Raw genomic sequence first — 15,769 nt, 5'->3', positions numbered from 1 at the left:
GCTGGGCGCTGGGCGAGCCATCTCGTTTGTTTCGCGTTTCCAGTCTTTCGTACCCGCTCAATGTGTGACGGCCCAGACCGGGGGCCGGCGGGCGCGCCAGAAGGCTCACTCCATTTTTCATTATCGTGAGGGACAACCATGACAGGTGCGACTGATCCGTTTTCTGCCTCGATCATTCCGTTCGAGGTGCCCGAGCAGATGCGTGCGTTCGCCGAAAAGGGCGTGTCGCAGGCCCGTGAGAGCTACGCCAAGTTCAAGGACGCCGCCGAAACCCACAACGGCACCGTCGAGGCCGTGTTCACCTGCGCCAGCAAGGGCGCGAGCGAATACACCGCCAAGCTGGTGGAATTCATGAAGGCCAACAGCAACGCCCAGCTGGACTTCGCCCAGCAGCTGTTCGGCCTGAAGTCGCCGGCCGAAGCGATGGAGCTGTGGACCGGCCACACCCGCACCCAGCTCGAGACCTTCCAGTCTCAGGCCAAGGAGCTGGTCGAGCTGACCCAGCGCGTCGCCGCCGAGACCGCCGAGCCGATCAAGGCCTCGGCCTCGAAGTTCTACAAGCCCGCCGCCTGATCCGGCCGGTTGGTTCTCGATAACAAACCCGGGCCGCGAGGCCCGGGTTTTGCTTTGCAAATAACGTCGCTTAGGGGACGATTTGGGGGTCTTGCGGCCTTGCCAAAAACGCCCGTTGCACCTAGTTTCCGCTCCGTCCAGCCCCCTCGGTGACCGGCCCTTTTCAGGGCACTCCAAGGCGCGGCTCGCCAGGATGCAGTTGTAGCTCAGTTGGTTAGAGCGCCTGTCTGTGGAACAGGAGGTCGGTGGTTCGAGCCCACCCAACTGTACCACCTCTCTTTAGATTACGGACGATCATCGACGCTTCAGTCGGCCCAACACGTGCACGACATGCTCCAGATGTTCGGCGTCATCGTTGGAAGCCTCCGGATCGTGGTTCGAACGCAAAACCTGGCTGAGCGTGTAACAGCGGTCATCTCGTGCTTCGATCCTGCCGAGCTGAAAGCAGACAATTGCGGCACGCGGATGCCCCAAATTTTCGCCCATCAATTCCACAGCGAGCGCGGCCGCAGCGGCCCAGTCGGACACGCGGCGAAGCACATCCAGCAAGCTCACGCGCAAGTCGACGGTCAGCGGACGGCCGGCAAGATAGCGACTCGCAATCTTTCGTAACCCGCGCGCAATGTCCGGGAGATTGCAGTCATCCGCATCCCCTGCCGCGCACAGCGTGGAGTCGAATGCTCGCTCGAAATCCTCCCGCGCGAGCTCGATCGCGGCGCGGAGCAGAAAGCGGGACGATCGCCGCGAAAATTGAGGAAGCTCGCATAGCGCTGCATACTGCTCCGTCTGAACAAATAGGCGGTCGCACTCGTCTCCTTTCGCCAGGTCGGTCGCTACGTAGCCGCAGTTCGGACATTCCTGCAGCCAGCTGCCCATGGTGGACGGCATCATTCCGGAACGTAGATCGAGATCCCTGACGCCGAGCTGGCTGGAGCGCGAAAGGACCAATTGCTCCGATGTCTCCCCGCAGCAGAAACACCGCACGTCTTCTTTGCGGTCGTTGGTCATGGCGCGGCCGAGTGCAGGTTGAACACAGCCTCGCCGCTTCGGCGCGGCCGCATCACGGCGTGAGGCAATACGAACAGCGATGTCATTGAAAGGACTTCCAGCCAGCGACTATTTATCCAATAGACCTCGCCAGACCGTCGCATGACCCAAACGGGTCTGGTGGCGGCGCTCGCCCCGAAAATCCGAGGCCGCGCCCGGCCGCTTCGCTCCTGCTGCAACCAACCCCCACAGCTGGCTGTCCGTAGAACTCGGGGGGCAAAACCCGGTAAAAGCGGCCCGGCCGCGCTTGCTGGAAGGGAATCTCGTGTAACCTGAACGAGTTCTCTGATCGATCGGACCCTCATGCCCGCAGCCACCGAGCGTCTCCTCGCCGCCGTCGAAGCGATCTACGATACGGCAGCGAGCCCGTCATTGTGGCCATCCGCACTTGGCAAGATCGCGGACTGCTTCGAAGACGCGGGCGCGATCCTGCAATGGCGGAGGGACGACGGGGCGTTCGGAGCCATCGCCTCCGAAAGCCTCGGGCCGGCGCTCGGCGACTATGGGGGGCGTTGGGCGCAGCACGATTTCAAGGCCGAGCGGTGTGTCTCGGCCGGCCTTTACGTCAGCGGCGAGCCCTTCACCGACCGGCACATCGGCCCGATCGACGATTCCTACCTCAACCATCCGTTCAGTACGGACTTCCTTGCAAGGCACGGCTTGGGCTGGTTCGGATCGATAGGCGTGTCGCCCGATCCGCGGATCATCGTGGCGCTCAGCGTGCAGCGCGCTTTCGCCAAGCCGCAATTCTCCGACGCCGAGCTGGACCTCATCGCGACGCTCGGGCGCCATGCGGAGAAATCGCTGCGCCTATCGATCAGGCTGCTTGATACCGAGCTGGCCAATCTCGGCCTTGGCGACGCCCTCGCGCGGGTCGGCATCGGCGTGTTCGCGCTGGACTGGTCGGCGCGCCTGCTGTTCGCCAATCCGGTCGGCGAAAGTCTTGTCGGCGAGGTGTTCGACCTCGCGAACGATCGTCTGCGTGTTCGCATCGCGGCGAGCCGGACTCCATTCGAGACCGCAATGACGCGCACGCTTCGCGCCGAGGCGCGCGACCTGCTGGCCGAGCCGAGACCCATTCTCGTGGAGTCGAGTGCAACAGGCCGGCGCTTCGTCATCTACCTGCTCCCGATCACCGCCGGCGCACTTTCAGACGACCACTTCCTGACCCGCACGCGAGCGATCGTGCTCGCAATCGAGCAGAAATCTGCCGAGCCTCCGGATCCCGCCATCGTGCGAGACATCCTGGGCCTGACGCTCGGGGAAGCCAGGATCGCCTCGCTGGTGGGCTCGGGCGTTCCGCCGAAGCAAGCTGCAGGCCGGCTCGGAATTGCCGAAGACACCGCGCGCAATGTGCTGAAGCGCGTATTCCAAAAGCTCGGCATATCCAGGCAAAGCGAACTCGCGGCGCTGCTCGGCCGGCTCGTGTTGCGAGGGCCTTGAGGAAGCGGCATGGCATGCGGTGCACCCATCGCCCCCAATGAACGGATGTAGCGAGGAAGAAAATCGGGGGCCGGCGGCAGGCACTGTAGCCCTGCGAGCAGGAGGGCGGGGGCCGGCATCGCCACGAGCTTGAGTGCGCGCGCCACAAAAATGCTGAGCTTCTCGCTCTTCACCTCGAAGCGGAACCGGTTGATGCCGAGTGCAATCAGCGCGGCCGGCGATGCTGCCTGCTGCAGCAGCGCGATGGTGCGAATTGTGGCGACGGTGCACCACCCTTTCGACACGGGGAGGACCCTCTCCGCAACGCCGCTCAAAGCCAATCTTGTGCGCGGTCACCGTAGCTCCTCGGTTCGCAATGCGATATCGGTAGCGAGCCAAAGCCGTTCATGGACAAGCAAGCGGGCGGAAAAGATCGTGAGTTTCTTCGAGCGTCTCAAGACAGCAGCATCCGTTGAGTGGCGGGCCTACACCGAACATCCCTTTACGAACGGATTGGCGGACGGCTCGCTCCCTGAAGCTGCGTTTCGTCATTATCTCGTTCAGGACTATTTGTTCCTCATCGAGTTTGCGCGCGCCTACGCGCTCGCGGTCTACAAGTCGCCCAGGCTTGCCGACATGCGCGAGGCAGCGGCAGGCCTGTCGGCCATCCTCGATGTCGAGATGAACCTGCATGTGAAGCTCTGTGCCGATTGGGGTCTATCTCCGGCTGACCTTGAACAGGCCCCCCCGGCGGCCGAGATGCTGGCCTATACACGCTACGTGCTCGACGCGGGAATGCGCGGCGATCTGCTGGCACTCAAGGTGGCGCTTGCTCCCTGTGTGATCGGGTACGCGGAGATCGCAACGCGGCTCGCCTCGCGACCCCATGCGGACGCCGCGACGAACGCCTATCGCGTCTGGATCGCCGAGTACGCCGGCCTGCCGTACCAGGAGGTCGCTGCCAAAGCCCGTGCGCACCTCGACCATCTCGCCGATCTCTACGCCACGCCGGCCCGCGAGGCCGAGCTGACTGCGATCTTCAAGGAAGCCACCCGGCTCGAGGCAGACTTCTGGGAGATGGCCTGGCGCGAGGGCCAGCGTGTTGCCGAATTACGGTAACAGTGCGCGAAACTCCTACGGAGCTGCATCCCCTCACGGGCTACATCCCGAAACCAGCCAACATCAATAACTTTTGGAGCCTGAGAAAATGATCTCAGCCGAATACTGCCGACTTATGGCCCGTTACAACACTTGGCAGAACGCCTCTTTGGTAACGGCCGCCGACGGGCTTACCAACGAGGATCGCTGGAAGGATCGAGGTGCGTTCTTCCAGTCGATCGCAGCTACATTGAACCATCTTTATTGGGCTGATGCCCTGATACTGGAGCGGCTAAAGGGGAACGAGCGTCCAGAGGCAACCATCAAGCACTCCCTCACGGATCCCACAGATTGGGAGGCCTTCAAGGCGCTCCGCTTGCAACGGAACGAGGAAATCGAAGCGTGGTCGGCTCGATTGGTCGATGCGGACCTGAACGGGATGCTTGTTTGGTATCCGGGGGACGGTTCAACTCGGATCGAGAAGCCAAAGACGCTCGTTGCTATTCAACTCTTCAATCACCAGACGCACCATAGAGGTCAGGTCCACGCGATGTTGACGGCAGCGGGTGCAGAACCAGAGCCGACGGACCTTCATCTTCTGGCGTAGCTCGTGCGACGCTCCAATCCATCTCATCGCATGTCAGGCGATCATCGCCTTGATCTGCGCAGTATCCGCAAACTCGATCAGCTCGGCGATCTTGCCGTCCTGAAATCTGAACAGGTCCAGGATCTCGGTGCTGAAAGTCTTTCCGCTCGGATTGTATCGAACGAGAACCCGGGAATGGACTGCGACACGGTCACCGTCGACCAGCTCAGCCAGGATCTCGCGGCTTTCGAAGCCGAAGGTGGCAGTGAACTGAGCGAAAGCCCCGCGCAGGGTCGGGTGCCCCTCCATGCGTCCCGTCAGTTCGAGCGCGCCCTTGTCGCCCATCAAGGTGAAGTGGCCCTCGGGATGAAAAGCCGCCACCAGGCCTTCGACGTCGCCCTCACCGCGCGCGGCGTAGGCGGTCCTGATCAATGCAAGCATCTCTTCGCGCTGTGCCATGTCACCCTCCCTGCAGCACGTATCAGGGCAGCCTAGCGACCTTTGCGTGTAAAGGCAAAATCTTCGCGACGATGTTGCGTATGCTCAGCGCGCCACCACCCACACCACCACCGGCAACGTCACCGCCGCCAGCAGCGTGCCCAGCGCCACCGCGCCCGAGACCGGGTTCACCAGCCGCTGATACTGCACCGCGAAGATGTAGGCGTTGGCGCCGGTCGGCATTGCCGCGAACAGCACGACGACGCCGGCCGCAATCGGCGGCAGGTCGAGCAGTCTAGCCAGCACGAATGCGGCTGCCGGCATCACCGCTAGCTTCAGCGCGCATATCACCAGGATGCTCAGCTTCTCGCCCTTCACCTCGAAGCGAAACAGATTGATGCCGAGCGCGATCAGCGCGGTCGGCGATCCCGCCTGCGCCAGGAGCTCGATGGTGCGGTCGACGACGGGGGTGAGGCCGAGGCCGGTGAAGCGCCAGACCACGCCGAAGCCGATCGCGAGCATCAGCGGGTTGCGGGCGAGATCTGTGAGCACGGGCCAGATCACCGACAGCGCCGAGCCGGTCCGCTTGCGGTTGACCAGCTCCATCTGCAGGATGCCGCACAGCCAGAGCAGCGGCGTGTTCACCGACAGGATCAGCGCCATCGGCCCTGCGGCCTCATTGCCCAGCGCCGAGAGCGTCAGGGAAATGCCGAGCATCACGATGTTGCCGTAGACCGAGCCGATCGCGAACACGACGCCGTCCTCGCGGTCTTCGCGCCGCGCGCGCAGCAGCGCCGAGATCGCCAGCGCCGCGATCCAGATGACGGCCAGTGCGCCGTAATAGGCGCCCCACATCCGGTAGGGGCTGACGTCGGGGAATTCCGACACGACGATGGTGCGGAACAGCAGCGCCGGGATCGCGATGCTGAAGGCGAATTCGGAGATGCCCTTGTGCGCGCTCTCGGAGACGAAGCGAAACAGCACCGCGGCATAGCCGGCCGCGATCAGCGCAAACACCGGCGCGACGATCAGCAAGGTGGCCATGTGCCGCTACGACCCCAGCTCGATGATCCTGCGCGCCATCCGCACATTGGCATAGTCGATCATCTTGCCGTCCAGGGTCACCGCGCCCTGGCCCTGTGCCTCCGCTTGCTCCATGGCGTCGACGATCCGCCGCGCCTGCGCCAGCTCCTGCTCGGACGGCATGAACGCGCGCAGCGTCGGCTCGATCTGGTCGGGATGAATGACCTGCTTGCCGTCAAAACCCATCGCCGCGGCCTTTTGCGCGCTGCTTTCGGTCAGCCTGGCATCGCGGAACGCGCCGCAGGGGCCGTCGATGGCGATGAGACCGTGCGCGCGGGCGGCCACCAGGACGCGCATCATCGGATAGGCAAAGAGGTCGAGCGGGGCCGAGGCATAGCCGCTTTGCGCCGATCCCACGTGCCGATAGCCGTCCGGCGACACTCCGATGTCGGAGGAGCGGGCGCCGATCGATGCCGCGAAATCGCCGACGCCGAGATGCAGCGCGGCGACGCTGTCGTGACATGCGGCGAGCGTGTCGACATTGACGAGACCCAGCGCCGTCTCGATCAGCAATTCCAGCGCGACCGGCGCGGGGCGATCAGGGTTGGCTGCCCGCAACTGCTCGGCAATGCCGGCGATGTCGCTGGCGCGCTCCGCCTTCGGCACGATCACCGCATCCAGCCGCGGAAGTGCCGCCAGCGCGCGGATCTCCTGGGCGATGAAGGGGCTGTCGACGGTGTTGATTCTCACCGTGACGCGCTTATTGCCCCAGTCGAGCGAGGCGAGGGAGCGGACGGCCTCATCCAGTGCGAGGCTTTTCTCCGATGGCGGCACCGCGTCTTCGAGATCCATGAACACCGCGTCCGCAACTGATGCCGCGGCCTTGGCGACAAGACGGGAGCGATGCGCGGGGACGGCGAGGTAGGCCCGCGTTGGCCGTTGTTGCGCCATCGTCAAATGTCCTTCGCCAGACCGAGTTCGCTGAGGATGGCTTGGTTGTGCTGTCCCACATCCGGCACCGGATCCATCCGCGGCTTGATGCCTGGAATGGTCAGCGCGGGCAGGAAGCTCATCACCGGTCCGCACGGCGAGCCGACGTTGTGCACCCGGGACCGCGCGCGGAGCTGCTCGTGCTCCAGGAAAGCCTCGACCGAGTTCAGATGCGCGTTGGCGATCGAGGCCTCATCCAGCAGTCGCAGCACCTGCTCGCTGGTCATGGATGCAAAGCGCTGCTCGATATGTCCTTGCAGCTCGTCGCGGTTCTGCATGCGCAGCGGATTGGTGCGGAAGCTCGGATGATCGGCGAGGCCGGCATCGCCGAGGACGATGCTGCACAGCGATCGCCACTCCCGATCGTTCTGGATGCCGAAGAAGATGGTGTTGCCGTCGCCGACCCGGAACGGCCCGTAGGGCGCGATCGTCGCATGCCTGGCGCCGGTTCGCGGCAGCGGCCGGCCCGTGCTTTGCGTGTAGAAGGCGGGATAGCTCATCCAATCGGTAATGGAGTCGAACAGCGAGGCCTGGAAAGCGGTGCCCTTGCCGGTCCGCTCGCGGCGGTACAGCGCCATCAGCACGCCGTTGAGGATGTACATGCCGGTGGCGATATCGACCACCGACAGCCCGACCTTGGCCGGCTCCGCCTCGGTGCCGTTGATGGCGAGAACACCGGCCTCGCACTGGACCAGCAGATCATAGGCCTTCTTGTCGCTGTAGGGACCGCCAGTGCCGTAGCCCGAGACGTCGCAGGCGATGATGCGCGGATGCTTCTTGAGGAGCGAAGCCGCATCGAGGCCGAGCCGCTCCGCCGCACCCGGCGCAAGGTTCTGGATGAACACGTCGGCTTGCGGCAGCAGGGCGTCGAGCACCCTGCGGCCGTCCTCGCTCTTGATGTCGATGGCGAGGCTTTCCTTGGAACGGTTGGTCCAGACGAACTGGCTCGACATGCCGTTCATCACGTGGTCGTAGTCCCGGCAGAAATCGCCAGCGTCCGGCCGCTCGATCTTGATCACCCGCGCGCCCCAGTCGGCGAGGTGCCGGCTCGCCAGCGGTGCTGCGATCGCCTGCTCCAGCGAGACCACCGTGATGCCCGACAGCGGCAGCTCCGCTTCATTCCCTTCCATGAGATCGCTTCCTCTCGTGCGCTTTTCGACCAGCGCGGGAGACAGGCCGATCACCCCACGCGCATCTTCTTGGATGGGACATGATGCCCCTGTTTTGCCCGACGAGTCAAATTCGACTTCGCTAAATCCTAAGTTGCGAAATGTTCTGGGATTACCGTGGCTTGGCTACTGTGCATGGGGTTGTTTTCGCAGTTTTGTGTTTAGCGCTTCCCCCGCACACAGCTGTCATCCCCCGCCTTGTGCGCAATTGCGCACTGGAGCGGGGGATCCAGTACGCCGCGGCTCCTCAGGGAACGTCCGATGTCTCTGGAATACTAGATCACCCGCCTTCGCGGGTGACGACAGCGGTGGAGATGGCCGCCGCCCGCCTGTTGCCGAGACCGCACAGGTCCGACCTTTCGCATCCCCCCTCGTTGCCAACGAACCGCCGTTCACCCACTATTCCCTCCGACTCGACATGTGGGGGGATCGATGCCGGCGTTTCGCTTCAAGACATCCTTGGCTGCTGCAACCCTCGGAATGGCCCTGGCCGTGCTGATCCAGCCCGGTACCGGCTTTGCCTACACCCCCGAGGAGCAGCAGGCCTGCACGCCGGATGCGATGCGGCTGTGCGGCGAGTTCGTTCCGAACGTGGATGCCATCACCGCCTGCATGATCAAGAAGAAGGCGCAGCTCTCGCCGCAATGCGCGGTGTTCTTCCGCCGCGGACCGGAGCCGGGCGAGGTCCGCGCCGGCAGGCCGACCAACATCGCGCCCAAAACCGCGAAGAAGAGCACCAAGCCCAAGAAGAAAAAGACCAGCGACGGCTGAGCGCGGGACAGCCGCGTTCCCGTGGACTCCTTTTGTTCGCGCAGGCCGCGCTGATGGCAATTACCAACGCGCGATGGAAAAGACACGGGTAAGGGCTTGCGCGGGAAGGTTGCATTCCGTTTGGTCCCGCTCGGTTGCTCAAAGAACGCACAGACGCGCGCGCGGGCGGTGTTTCGCTGCAGTTGGTCTCTCGTCCTGCGACGCAGTGTGACTCAAAAGCCAACACGCCTTGTTATTTCGTGGCTGTAACGCAACCCTCGATAAATTTTTCTTTCACGAATCAGCGCGGTGATTCATTTTCGCGGCCTAGGGTCAATCTGGAGGCCGAAGGTATGAACGTTATTGTTTTTGCATCGCGTAAAGGCGGCTCGGGCAAGAGTACCCTAGCCGCGCATCTCGCCGCGCAGATCAAGGCGAGCAAGCAGGTCATGCTCGTGGACGCGGACCCGCAGGGCTCGCTCACGCTGTGGCACAAGCTGCGTGGCACCAACGAACCGCCGATCAAGGCGGCCGTGAACTCCGTCAGCGGCATCGTCTCCGCTGCCAAGCGCGACGGTTATGAATGGGTGTTGATCGACACGCCGCCGAACCTCTCGGCCGTCGTCGACGACGCGATCAAGAACGCGACGATGGTGGTCATTCCGGCGCGTCCCGGCGTGTTCGACGTCAACGCGGTGCAGGAAACCATCCAGATGTGCCGCGCCGCGCGCAAGCCTTACGCGGTCGTGCTCAACGGTGCGCCGGCCAAGCGCGACGAAGCCGAAAGCCCGATCGTCACCATCGCCCGCGAAGCGCTGGCGAAATTCCGGGCTCCGGTGTGGGGCGGCCAGATCACCAACCGTTCGGATCTGCTGATGGCACTGAGCCACGGCGAGGGAGCGCGGGAATATCAGGCCGAGAGCCGTGCCGCTCAGGAAATCGCAAGGCTGTGGGCGGCGATCGAGCGTTCAGTCAAGGCTATTCGCGGCACGGCGTCGGCGTCCGGCGCAATGCACAAGCAAGCTGCTTAATTTCATTGTTCATTTCCCCCGACGAAAAACGCGCGGGAACGTCCGCGCGTTTTGCGTTTTCGGGATCTGCTGAAGGCGGATTACGCCACCATCAGCATGTAGAACACGATGACCGGCGACATCGTCAGGATCACCGACCAGATGCCGGCGGCCCAGAGAATGTCCTCGGTGGTAAAGCTCTGCTCGGTGGACAGCTGCTCCTGTCCGGCGCCGAAATGCGACGCCATCTCATTATGACTATTCATAAACGCCCCCGCGATTTCTTCGCTTATGGGCGTGAACGATACGCGGGATGTTTTAAGATTCCGGCTTGCAAGCCGCTGCGCATTTTGAGCGCATTTGTGACGGCCGCTTAACCATCCGCGCGACGTGCCGCCTTCAGGCGAGCCAGATCCGATACAGCAGCACCGGCATCAGGCCGAGCATCACGGCCCAGAACCCGAACGACGAAACGACGAGAATTCCCTGCAAAAGATCGGCCGGCGCGTATTGGCTCGCGGCCGTAGGCCGGGTGCGATGTCCCATGGTCATTCCCCCTCTGGAAGTTCCTGGAGTGCAACGATAGGGACGGATGCGTAAACGAGACGTGGATGCGCCATGCGGCAGCAGCGAAGGCCGTTGGGGCGCGGTTAACCAAGGGGCGGCGCTCTTACCCTCCCCTGGAGGGGTCCGGGACGAGCGAAGCTCGCCCGTGGGTCGGCTCACATGAGCGCAGCGAAATGTGAGACGGGGTGGGGTGACGGGCTCGCCCCATCCGACGTGCCGGAGTTGCGAGATCACCCCACCCCGCTCGCGCTTCGCGCGATCGACCCTCCCCCTCCAGGGGAGGGTGAACGAGAAACTACGCCGCCACCTTCGTCCGTCGCTCGATCTCGCGATCGATCGCGGCTGCGAGCTCGCTGCTCACTTCCACCATCGGCAGGCGCACCTCGGGGCTGTCGATCAGGCCGCACCGCCACAGCCAGTACTTCGCCGGCGCCGGGCTCGGCTCGGTGAACAGCAGCCGCGTCAGATCGGCGACCTCGTGCCAGCGCGCCAGCGCCGCGTCGTGGTTGCCGCGCTTCGCTTCCGCATACACCGCCGCAAACGTCGCGGTCTCGACATGGGCGGACAGCACGATGCCGCCGTCGGCGCCGTCGCTGAGCGCCTCGAAATAGTTGGCGTCCTCGCCGGTGAGCACGCGAAATTCCTTCGGCCGGTCGCGCAGCAGCGCGATCGATTGCTCGCGGCTCGCGCCGCAATCCTTCAAGCCTATGATGTTGGGATGCTCGGCGAGCCGCAGCATGGTCTGGTTGGTGATGTTCACCGAGGTGCGATAGGGAATGTTGTAGAGCGCAATCGGCCAAGCGGCGTGATCGGCGAGCGTCTCGAAATGCGCCAAGAGGCCGCGCTGCGAGGGGCGCACGTAATAAGGGCTTGCGATCAGATAACCGTCGATCGGCCAGTCCGCGGTCTCGTCGAGACGGTCCTTCAGCCGCGCGGTGTCCGCGCCTGACAGTCCGAGGCAGATCGGCAAGGTGCGCCGGCCCGCCGCCATCTCGTCGCGCACGATGGCGACGAGACTTTCGAGCTCGGCCTCGCGCAGCGTCATGCCTTCACCCGAGGTCGCCCCCAGGATGAAGCCGTCGATGCCTTGCGCGCTGTAATGTCGCGTCAGCCGCCGCAGCGACCGCTCGTCGAGCGCGCCGCCCTGAAACGGCGTCACCAGCGGCAGCCACAGCCCGTGCAAATGATGTTCAAGTCCGGTCATGTTTCCATCTCCTTCTCGGGAAACCTGAGACGGAGGGCACATGAAAAAACCCCGTCCAGGCGGCGGGGTTTTCGGGATTGCAGCGATGACGAAGCCGGTCTAGCGCGCGCAAAACTCCGAGGTCCCCGGATGGGGGCCTTTTTTCGAGGCGATCGCCTTCGACGAGATTGCGCACGACTTCGTGATCATCTGCAAATGATGCGGGGTATGCCTGGAACTGTCAATACACGCGGAAGGCGAGGGCCGATCTGACCGAAAAAAAGCCGGGCTCGAACGAGCCCGGCTTAAGGTATTGGCCACGTGAGGCCGACACAATCACCTTCCAAGAGGGATTACTGAACTCCCGCGCCACTGGAGGAGGGGGACAAATGCGCAACGCGAAGGCTCAGCGTGCAAGCAGTATGAGCTTGACGAGCGCCATGCAGCAACAGCCGAGGCCGCATGTCAGTCATGCGGAAATCAGGAAGGCCAGCGCTGCGCCTTGCTCACCACGAAGTCGCGGAACACCTGCACGCGCGCGACCGTCTTCAACTCTTCGGGATAGACAAAATACGTATCGAGCTGGATCGAATCCGACTCGCCGAACAACTGCACGAGTTTGCTCTGTTCCTCGACGAGGTAGTCGGGCAGCGCCGCGATGCCGAGGCCCTGCTGACAGGCGCGCACCAGGCCGAGGATGTTGTTGACCCTGAAATAGGCTTCGCGCGGACCCGAGCCGTTGCGGCCGGCTTCGACCAGCCAGTTGCGGTTCTGCAAATGCGGCGCGAAGTTGCCGTCCGAGAGCGTGATGATGCGGTGGGAGTCGAGCTCCTCCAGCGTGCGCGGCGTGCCGAAGCGCTTGATGTATTCCGGCGAGCAATAGGCGTGGAAGCCCATCGCGAACAGCTTGCGCTGGATGAGATCCGGTTGCGTCGGCTTGCGGGTGCGGATCGCGACGTCGGCCTCGCGCATCGACAGGTCGAGCTCCTCGTCGGTGACGATCAGCGAGATCCGGATTTCCGGATAGAGCGCGGTGAACTCGCCGAGCCGCGGGATCAGCCAGTTGATGCCGACGCCGGGCGTGGTGGTGATCTTGAGGTCGCCGCTCGGCCGCTCGCGGCTGTCGGTCAGCTTGGCGCGCGCCGCCTGGAGCTGCATGAACACGTCATGCGCGGTGCGGAACAGCAAATCGCCCTGCTCGGTCAGGATCAGGCCGCGGGCATGGCGGTGGAACAGCGAGACCGAAAGCTCCTGCTCCAGCGCCGAGACCTGGCGCGACACCGCCGATTGCGACAGGCCGAGCTGCTCGCCCGCATGCGTGAAGCTGCCAGCTTCCGCCGCTGCGTGAAACACCTTCAGCTTATCCCAGTCCATATCCGTAAATCCGTCGCGTGTTCGGGGCATGATCTTTATTCCGCTGCCGCGCGCTCGCTGGCGCGCAGGGCCAAGAAACGTTCGGCTTCGAGAGCTGCCATGCAGCCGAGGCCGGCGGCAGTGACAGCCTGGCGATAGGTCTCGTCGGCGACGTCGCCGGCGGCGAACAGGCCGGGCATCGAGGTGGCGGTCGAGTTCGGGGCGACCTCGACATAGCCCGACGGTTTGAGCTTGATCTGGTCTTTCACGAGCTCGGTCGCCGGCGCGTGGCCGATGGCGATGAAGACACCGTCGGTCTTCACGTCCGTCAGGGCGCCGGTCTTGACGTTCTTCAGGCGCACATGGGTGACCTTGTTCGGGTTCTCGGTGCCGCAGATCTCATCGACGGCGCTGTCCCAGATCACCCTGATCTTCGGGTGCTTGAATAGGCGCTCCTGCAGGATGCGCTCGGCGCGGAAATGGTCGCGGCGATGCACGATGGTGACCTGCGAGGCATGGTTGGTGAGGTACAGGGCTTCCTCGACCGCGGTGTTGCCACCGCCGACCACCACGACCTCCTTGTTGCGATAGAAGAAGCCGTCGCAGGTGGCGCAGGCCGACACGCCGCCGCCCTGGAACTTTAATTCGGACGGCAACCCAAGCCAGCGCGCCTGCGCGCCGGTGGCCAGGATCACGGCGTCGGCGAGATAGACGTCGCCGGAGTCGCAGGTGAGGCGGAACGGCCGCTGCGAGCTGTCGAGCTTGATCACCAGGTCGGAAATGATCTTGGTGCCGACATGGACGGCCTGCTTCTCCATCTGCTCCATCAGCCAGGGGCCCTGGATCACGTCGGCGAAGCCGGGATAGTTCTCGACGTCGGTGGTGATGGTGAGCTGGCCGCCCGGCTGGATGCCCTGGATCAGGATCGGCTCGAGCATCGCGCGCGCGGCGTAGATCGCCGCCGTGTAGCCGGCGGGGCCGGAGCCGATAATGACGACCTTTGCATGGACAGGGGCGGACATATTGACGGACGCCTTTCACGGGGGATTCGCAGCGCGGGCGCGGAACATGCCGGGAGGCCTCGCGGAGACGCTGAAATATCAGAGCTAATCTAAGCCTTCTGGTGAGCTATGCAAGAATTGCATTCCCTCTCGGCGGATTTTTCCAACAAGGAACAAAAGTCGATTGCGGTGCACGCGCAATAAAATTGCGCTAGCCGTGTGGACTGGGCTATGAGGATTGCGGCAAACCCACCAATAAAGCCGCAAAGGCCAGGAGTTCCAATCAAGTGTCGTGGAACCTAGACGACATCGACCTGAAAATTCTCTCCGAGATTCAGGCCGACGGTCGAATCACGAATGTCGAGCTGGCCAAGCGAGTCGGCATCTCGCCGCCGCCCTGCCTGCGCCGCGTCCGGGCGCTGGAGGAGGAGGGCTATATCCACGGCTATCGCGGCCTGCTGGACGCCCGCAAGCTCGGCTTCGACGTCACCGTGTTCGCCGCCGTGCACCTGTCCAGCCAGGCCGAGGCGGATTTACGCGCCTTCGAGGAGTTCGTCCGCGCCGAGCCTCTGGTGCGCGAATGCTGGATGCTGTCGGGCGAGGTCGATTTCATCCTCAAATGCGTCGCCCCCGACATGGCGACCTTCCAGGATTTCGTCACCCACCTCACCGCCGCGCCGCATGTGCGCAACGTGCGAACGTCACTGGTGCTGCACAATTCGAAATACGAGGCGGCGGTGCCGCTGGACGTGAAGGGGCGGAGGTAGCTCTCCGGTCTCGTGCCCCGGACGCAGCGCAGCGCTCCCGGCGATGCGAAGCATCGTCCGGTGCGGTGCGCTGCAGAGCCGGGGCCCATCTCACCGCGCCTTCCCGTGTTGCTTTCTGGGTCCCGGCTCTGCGCAGCAACGCTAAGGGCGTTGCAGCGCGTCCGGGACACGAGAGCGGTGTATGCTGTTGCTCCACGCTCGCAATGACGTGTGGTCAAGGCATGTGTTCATTGAGCGCAAGCACCACGCCGAAACAAAAAGGCCGCGCTGAGCGCGGCCTTTTTTCAAACGTCACCGCAGCGGCAAATGCTTACCGCCATTCCACCTTGGTAATTTCATACGCCTTGGCGCCGCCGGGGGCGTTGACCTCGACGGTCGAACCCTTCTTCTTGCCGATCAGTGCGCGGGCCAGCGGTGAGGTGATGGAGATGCGGCCCTTCTTGGCGTCGGCCTCGACCTCGCCGACGATCTGCCACACCGTCTTCTTCTCGGTGTCCTCGTCGACCAAGGTCACGGTGGCGCCGAACTTGATGGTGTCGCCGGACAGTTTCGAGATGTCGATGATGTCGGCGCGCGCGAGCTTGTCCTCGAGCTCGGCGATGCGGCCTTCGTTGTGGGACTGCTCTTCCTTCGCGGCATGATATTCCGCGTTCTCCGACAGGTCTCCGTGCGAGCGCGCCTCGGCAATATGCTCGATGATCCGCGGACGATCCTCGGACTGGCGCTTCTTCAATTCTTCCCCGAGCGCGACAAAGCCGGCCTGGGTCATCGGAACCTTTTCCATCTCTTCTC

18 protein-coding genes and 1 tRNA gene are annotated in these 15,769 nt (G+C 63.7%); 8 read left to right on the top strand and 11 right to left on the bottom strand.

Annotated elements, in window-relative coordinates:
• Window positions 1–138: 138 nt before the first annotated feature.
• Window positions 139–573 (top strand): phasin, encoded by a 435-nt coding sequence (locus tag RAD04_RS10135; RefSeq protein ID WP_461616695.1) that lies wholly within the window; start codon window positions 139–141, stop codon window positions 571–573.
• A gap of 195 nt (window positions 574–768) precedes the next feature.
• Window positions 769–845: transfer RNA gene (locus RAD04_RS10130), tRNA-His, on the top strand.
• 22 nt (window positions 846–867) lie between these two features.
• Here the strand turns inward: RAD04_RS10130 and RAD04_RS10125 are convergent.
• The gene (locus RAD04_RS10125; protein ID WP_461623642.1) at window positions 868–1,581 is read right to left on the bottom strand and encodes a hypothetical protein; all 714 of its coding nucleotides are present in this window, start codon (window positions 1,579–1,581) and stop codon (window positions 868–870) included.
• A gap of 342 nt (window positions 1,582–1,923) precedes the next feature.
• Here RAD04_RS10125 and RAD04_RS10120 point away from each other — a divergent pair, with 342 nt between their 5' ends.
• The 3 genes from RAD04_RS10120 (at window position 1,924) to RAD04_RS10110 (ending at window position 4,747) form a co-directional block, all read left to right on the top strand.
• Entirely contained in the window at window positions 1,924–3,063 is a 1,140-nt protein-coding gene (locus RAD04_RS10120) for a helix-turn-helix transcriptional regulator (RefSeq protein WP_461623641.1), read from the top strand.
• Window positions 3,064–3,477: 414 nt separating this feature from the next.
• Window positions 3,478–4,161, top strand: coding sequence for a thiaminase II (gene tenA / locus RAD04_RS10115; protein ID WP_461623675.1), 684 nt, complete (start codon window positions 3,478–3,480; stop codon window positions 4,159–4,161).
• A gap of 88 nt (window positions 4,162–4,249) precedes the next feature.
• Window positions 4,250–4,747, top strand: coding sequence for a DinB family protein (locus tag RAD04_RS10110; protein WP_461623640.1), 498 nt, complete (start codon window positions 4,250–4,252; stop codon window positions 4,745–4,747).
• Between the two features lie 33 nt (window positions 4,748–4,780).
• Here RAD04_RS10110 and RAD04_RS10105 read toward each other — a convergent pair whose 3' ends face one another.
• From RAD04_RS10105 to RAD04_RS10090, 4 genes are all read right to left on the bottom strand, one after another.
• On the bottom strand, window positions 4,781–5,185 hold the full coding sequence (locus tag RAD04_RS10105; RefSeq protein WP_461623639.1) for a nuclear transport factor 2 family protein: 405 nt from the start codon (window positions 5,183–5,185) through the stop codon (window positions 4,781–4,783).
• 84 nt (window positions 5,186–5,269) lie between these two features.
• Window positions 5,270–6,208 carry an AEC family transporter gene (locus RAD04_RS10100; RefSeq protein WP_461623638.1) on the bottom strand — a complete coding sequence of 313 codons (939 nt, stop codon included), beginning with the start codon at window positions 6,206–6,208 and terminating at the stop codon, window positions 5,270–5,272.
• 6 nt (window positions 6,209–6,214) lie between these two features.
• A complete protein-coding gene (locus RAD04_RS10095; protein ID WP_461623637.1) occupies window positions 6,215–7,138 on the bottom strand; it encodes an HpcH/HpaI aldolase/citrate lyase family protein in 924 nt (307 codons plus the stop codon).
• Window positions 7,139–7,140: 2 nt separating this feature from the next.
• Window positions 7,141–8,307 (bottom strand): CaiB/BaiF CoA transferase family protein, encoded by a 1,167-nt coding sequence (locus RAD04_RS10090; protein WP_461623636.1) that lies wholly within the window; start codon window positions 8,305–8,307, stop codon window positions 7,141–7,143.
• Between the two features lie 471 nt (window positions 8,308–8,778).
• Between RAD04_RS10090 and RAD04_RS10085 the strand changes: the two genes are divergently transcribed.
• Both RAD04_RS10085 and RAD04_RS10080 read left to right on the top strand, forming a co-directional pair.
• The gene (locus tag RAD04_RS10085) at window positions 8,779–9,117 is read left to right on the top strand and encodes a hypothetical protein (protein WP_461623635.1); all 339 of its coding nucleotides are present in this window, start codon (window positions 8,779–8,781) and stop codon (window positions 9,115–9,117) included.
• Window positions 9,118–9,449: 332 nt separating this feature from the next.
• Window positions 9,450–10,127: a ParA family protein gene (locus RAD04_RS10080; protein ID WP_025032179.1), complete on the top strand. Its 678-nt coding sequence runs from the start codon at window positions 9,450–9,452 to the stop codon at window positions 10,125–10,127.
• 80 nt (window positions 10,128–10,207) lie between these two features.
• Here the strand turns inward: RAD04_RS10080 and RAD04_RS10075 are convergent, their stop codons facing one another.
• From RAD04_RS10075 to trxB, 5 genes are all read right to left on the bottom strand, one after another.
• Window positions 10,208–10,372 (bottom strand): hypothetical protein, encoded by a 165-nt coding sequence (locus RAD04_RS10075; RefSeq protein WP_461616703.1) that lies wholly within the window; start codon window positions 10,370–10,372, stop codon window positions 10,208–10,210.
• 133 nt (window positions 10,373–10,505) lie between these two features.
• On the bottom strand, window positions 10,506–10,652 hold the full coding sequence (locus RAD04_RS10070; protein WP_165637427.1) for a hypothetical protein: 147 nt from the start codon (window positions 10,650–10,652) through the stop codon (window positions 10,506–10,508).
• A gap of 316 nt (window positions 10,653–10,968) precedes the next feature.
• Complete coding sequence (locus RAD04_RS10065; protein WP_461623634.1) at window positions 10,969–11,877, bottom strand: 4-hydroxy-tetrahydrodipicolinate synthase family protein; 909 nt, start codon at window positions 11,875–11,877, stop codon at window positions 10,969–10,971.
• A gap of 459 nt (window positions 11,878–12,336) precedes the next feature.
• Window positions 12,337–13,260, bottom strand: coding sequence for a LysR family transcriptional regulator (locus RAD04_RS10060; protein ID WP_026201990.1), 924 nt, complete (start codon window positions 13,258–13,260; stop codon window positions 12,337–12,339).
• A 5-nt stretch (window positions 13,261–13,265) separates the two neighbouring features.
• Window positions 13,266–14,231, bottom strand: coding sequence for a thioredoxin-disulfide reductase (trxB, locus tag RAD04_RS10055; RefSeq protein ID WP_461623633.1), 966 nt, complete (start codon window positions 14,229–14,231; stop codon window positions 13,266–13,268).
• 266 nt (window positions 14,232–14,497) lie between these two features.
• On the opposite strand from trxB, the gene RAD04_RS10050 reads away from it, so the two are divergent.
• Window positions 14,498–14,977 carry an Lrp/AsnC family transcriptional regulator gene (locus tag RAD04_RS10050; RefSeq protein ID WP_461623632.1) on the top strand — a complete coding sequence of 160 codons (480 nt, stop codon included), beginning with the start codon at window positions 14,498–14,500 and terminating at the stop codon, window positions 14,975–14,977.
• A 310-nt stretch (window positions 14,978–15,287) separates the two neighbouring features.
• On the opposite strand, the gene greA is transcribed toward RAD04_RS10050, so the two are convergent.
• The gene (gene greA / locus RAD04_RS10045) at window positions 15,288–15,761 is read right to left on the bottom strand and encodes a transcription elongation factor GreA (RefSeq protein WP_018643807.1); all 474 of its coding nucleotides are present in this window, start codon (window positions 15,759–15,761) and stop codon (window positions 15,288–15,290) included.
• Window positions 15,762–15,769: the final 8 nt, after the last annotated feature.

This window comes from Bradyrhizobium sp. 25ACV, from assembly GCF_054863005.1.
Note: the sequence above shows the minus strand (reverse complement) of the source record. Positions and strands in the feature narration are given on the sequence as shown.

What these genes read in the sequence shown, in the direction of transcription:
- RAD04_RS10135 (WP_461616695.1), top strand. Translation starts at nt 139, where the DNA reads ATGACAGGTGCGACTGATCCGTTTTCTGCCTCGATCATTCCGTTCGAG.
- RAD04_RS10125 (WP_461623642.1), bottom strand. Translation starts at nt 1,581, where the DNA reads ATGACCAACGACCGCAAAGAAGACGTGCGGTGTTTCTGCTGCGGGGAG.
- RAD04_RS10120 (WP_461623641.1), top strand. Translation starts at nt 1,924, where the DNA reads ATGCCCGCAGCCACCGAGCGTCTCCTCGCCGCCGTCGAAGCGATCTAC.
- RAD04_RS10110 (WP_461623640.1), top strand. Translation starts at nt 4,250, where the DNA reads ATGATCTCAGCCGAATACTGCCGACTTATGGCCCGTTACAACACTTGG.
- RAD04_RS10105 (WP_461623639.1), bottom strand. Translation starts at nt 5,185, where the DNA reads ATGGCACAGCGCGAAGAGATGCTTGCATTGATCAGGACCGCCTACGCC.
- RAD04_RS10100 (WP_461623638.1), bottom strand. Translation starts at nt 6,208, where the DNA reads ATGGCCACCTTGCTGATCGTCGCGCCGGTGTTTGCGCTGATCGCGGCC.
- RAD04_RS10095 (WP_461623637.1), bottom strand. Translation starts at nt 7,138, where the DNA reads ATGGCGCAACAACGGCCAACGCGGGCCTACCTCGCCGTCCCCGCGCAT.
- RAD04_RS10090 (WP_461623636.1), bottom strand. Translation starts at nt 8,307, where the DNA reads ATGGAAGGGAATGAAGCGGAGCTGCCGCTGTCGGGCATCACGGTGGTC.
- RAD04_RS10085 (WP_461623635.1), top strand. Translation starts at nt 8,779, where the DNA reads ATGCCGGCGTTTCGCTTCAAGACATCCTTGGCTGCTGCAACCCTCGGA.
- RAD04_RS10080 (WP_025032179.1), top strand. Translation starts at nt 9,450, where the DNA reads ATGAACGTTATTGTTTTTGCATCGCGTAAAGGCGGCTCGGGCAAGAGT.
- RAD04_RS10075 (WP_461616703.1), bottom strand. Translation starts at nt 10,372, where the DNA reads ATGAATAGTCATAATGAGATGGCGTCGCATTTCGGCGCCGGACAGGAG.
- RAD04_RS10070 (WP_165637427.1), bottom strand. Translation starts at nt 10,652, where the DNA reads ATGGGACATCGCACCCGGCCTACGGCCGCGAGCCAATACGCGCCGGCC.
- RAD04_RS10065 (WP_461623634.1), bottom strand. Translation starts at nt 11,877, where the DNA reads ATGACCGGACTTGAACATCATTTGCACGGGCTGTGGCTGCCGCTGGTG.
- RAD04_RS10060 (WP_026201990.1), bottom strand. Translation starts at nt 13,260, where the DNA reads ATGCCCCGAACACGCGACGGATTTACGGATATGGACTGGGATAAGCTG.
- trxB (WP_461623633.1), bottom strand. Translation starts at nt 14,231, where the DNA reads ATGTCCGCCCCTGTCCATGCAAAGGTCGTCATTATCGGCTCCGGCCCC.
- greA (WP_018643807.1), bottom strand. Translation starts at nt 15,761, where the DNA reads ATGGAAAAGGTTCCGATGACCCAGGCCGGCTTTGTCGCGCTCGGGGAA.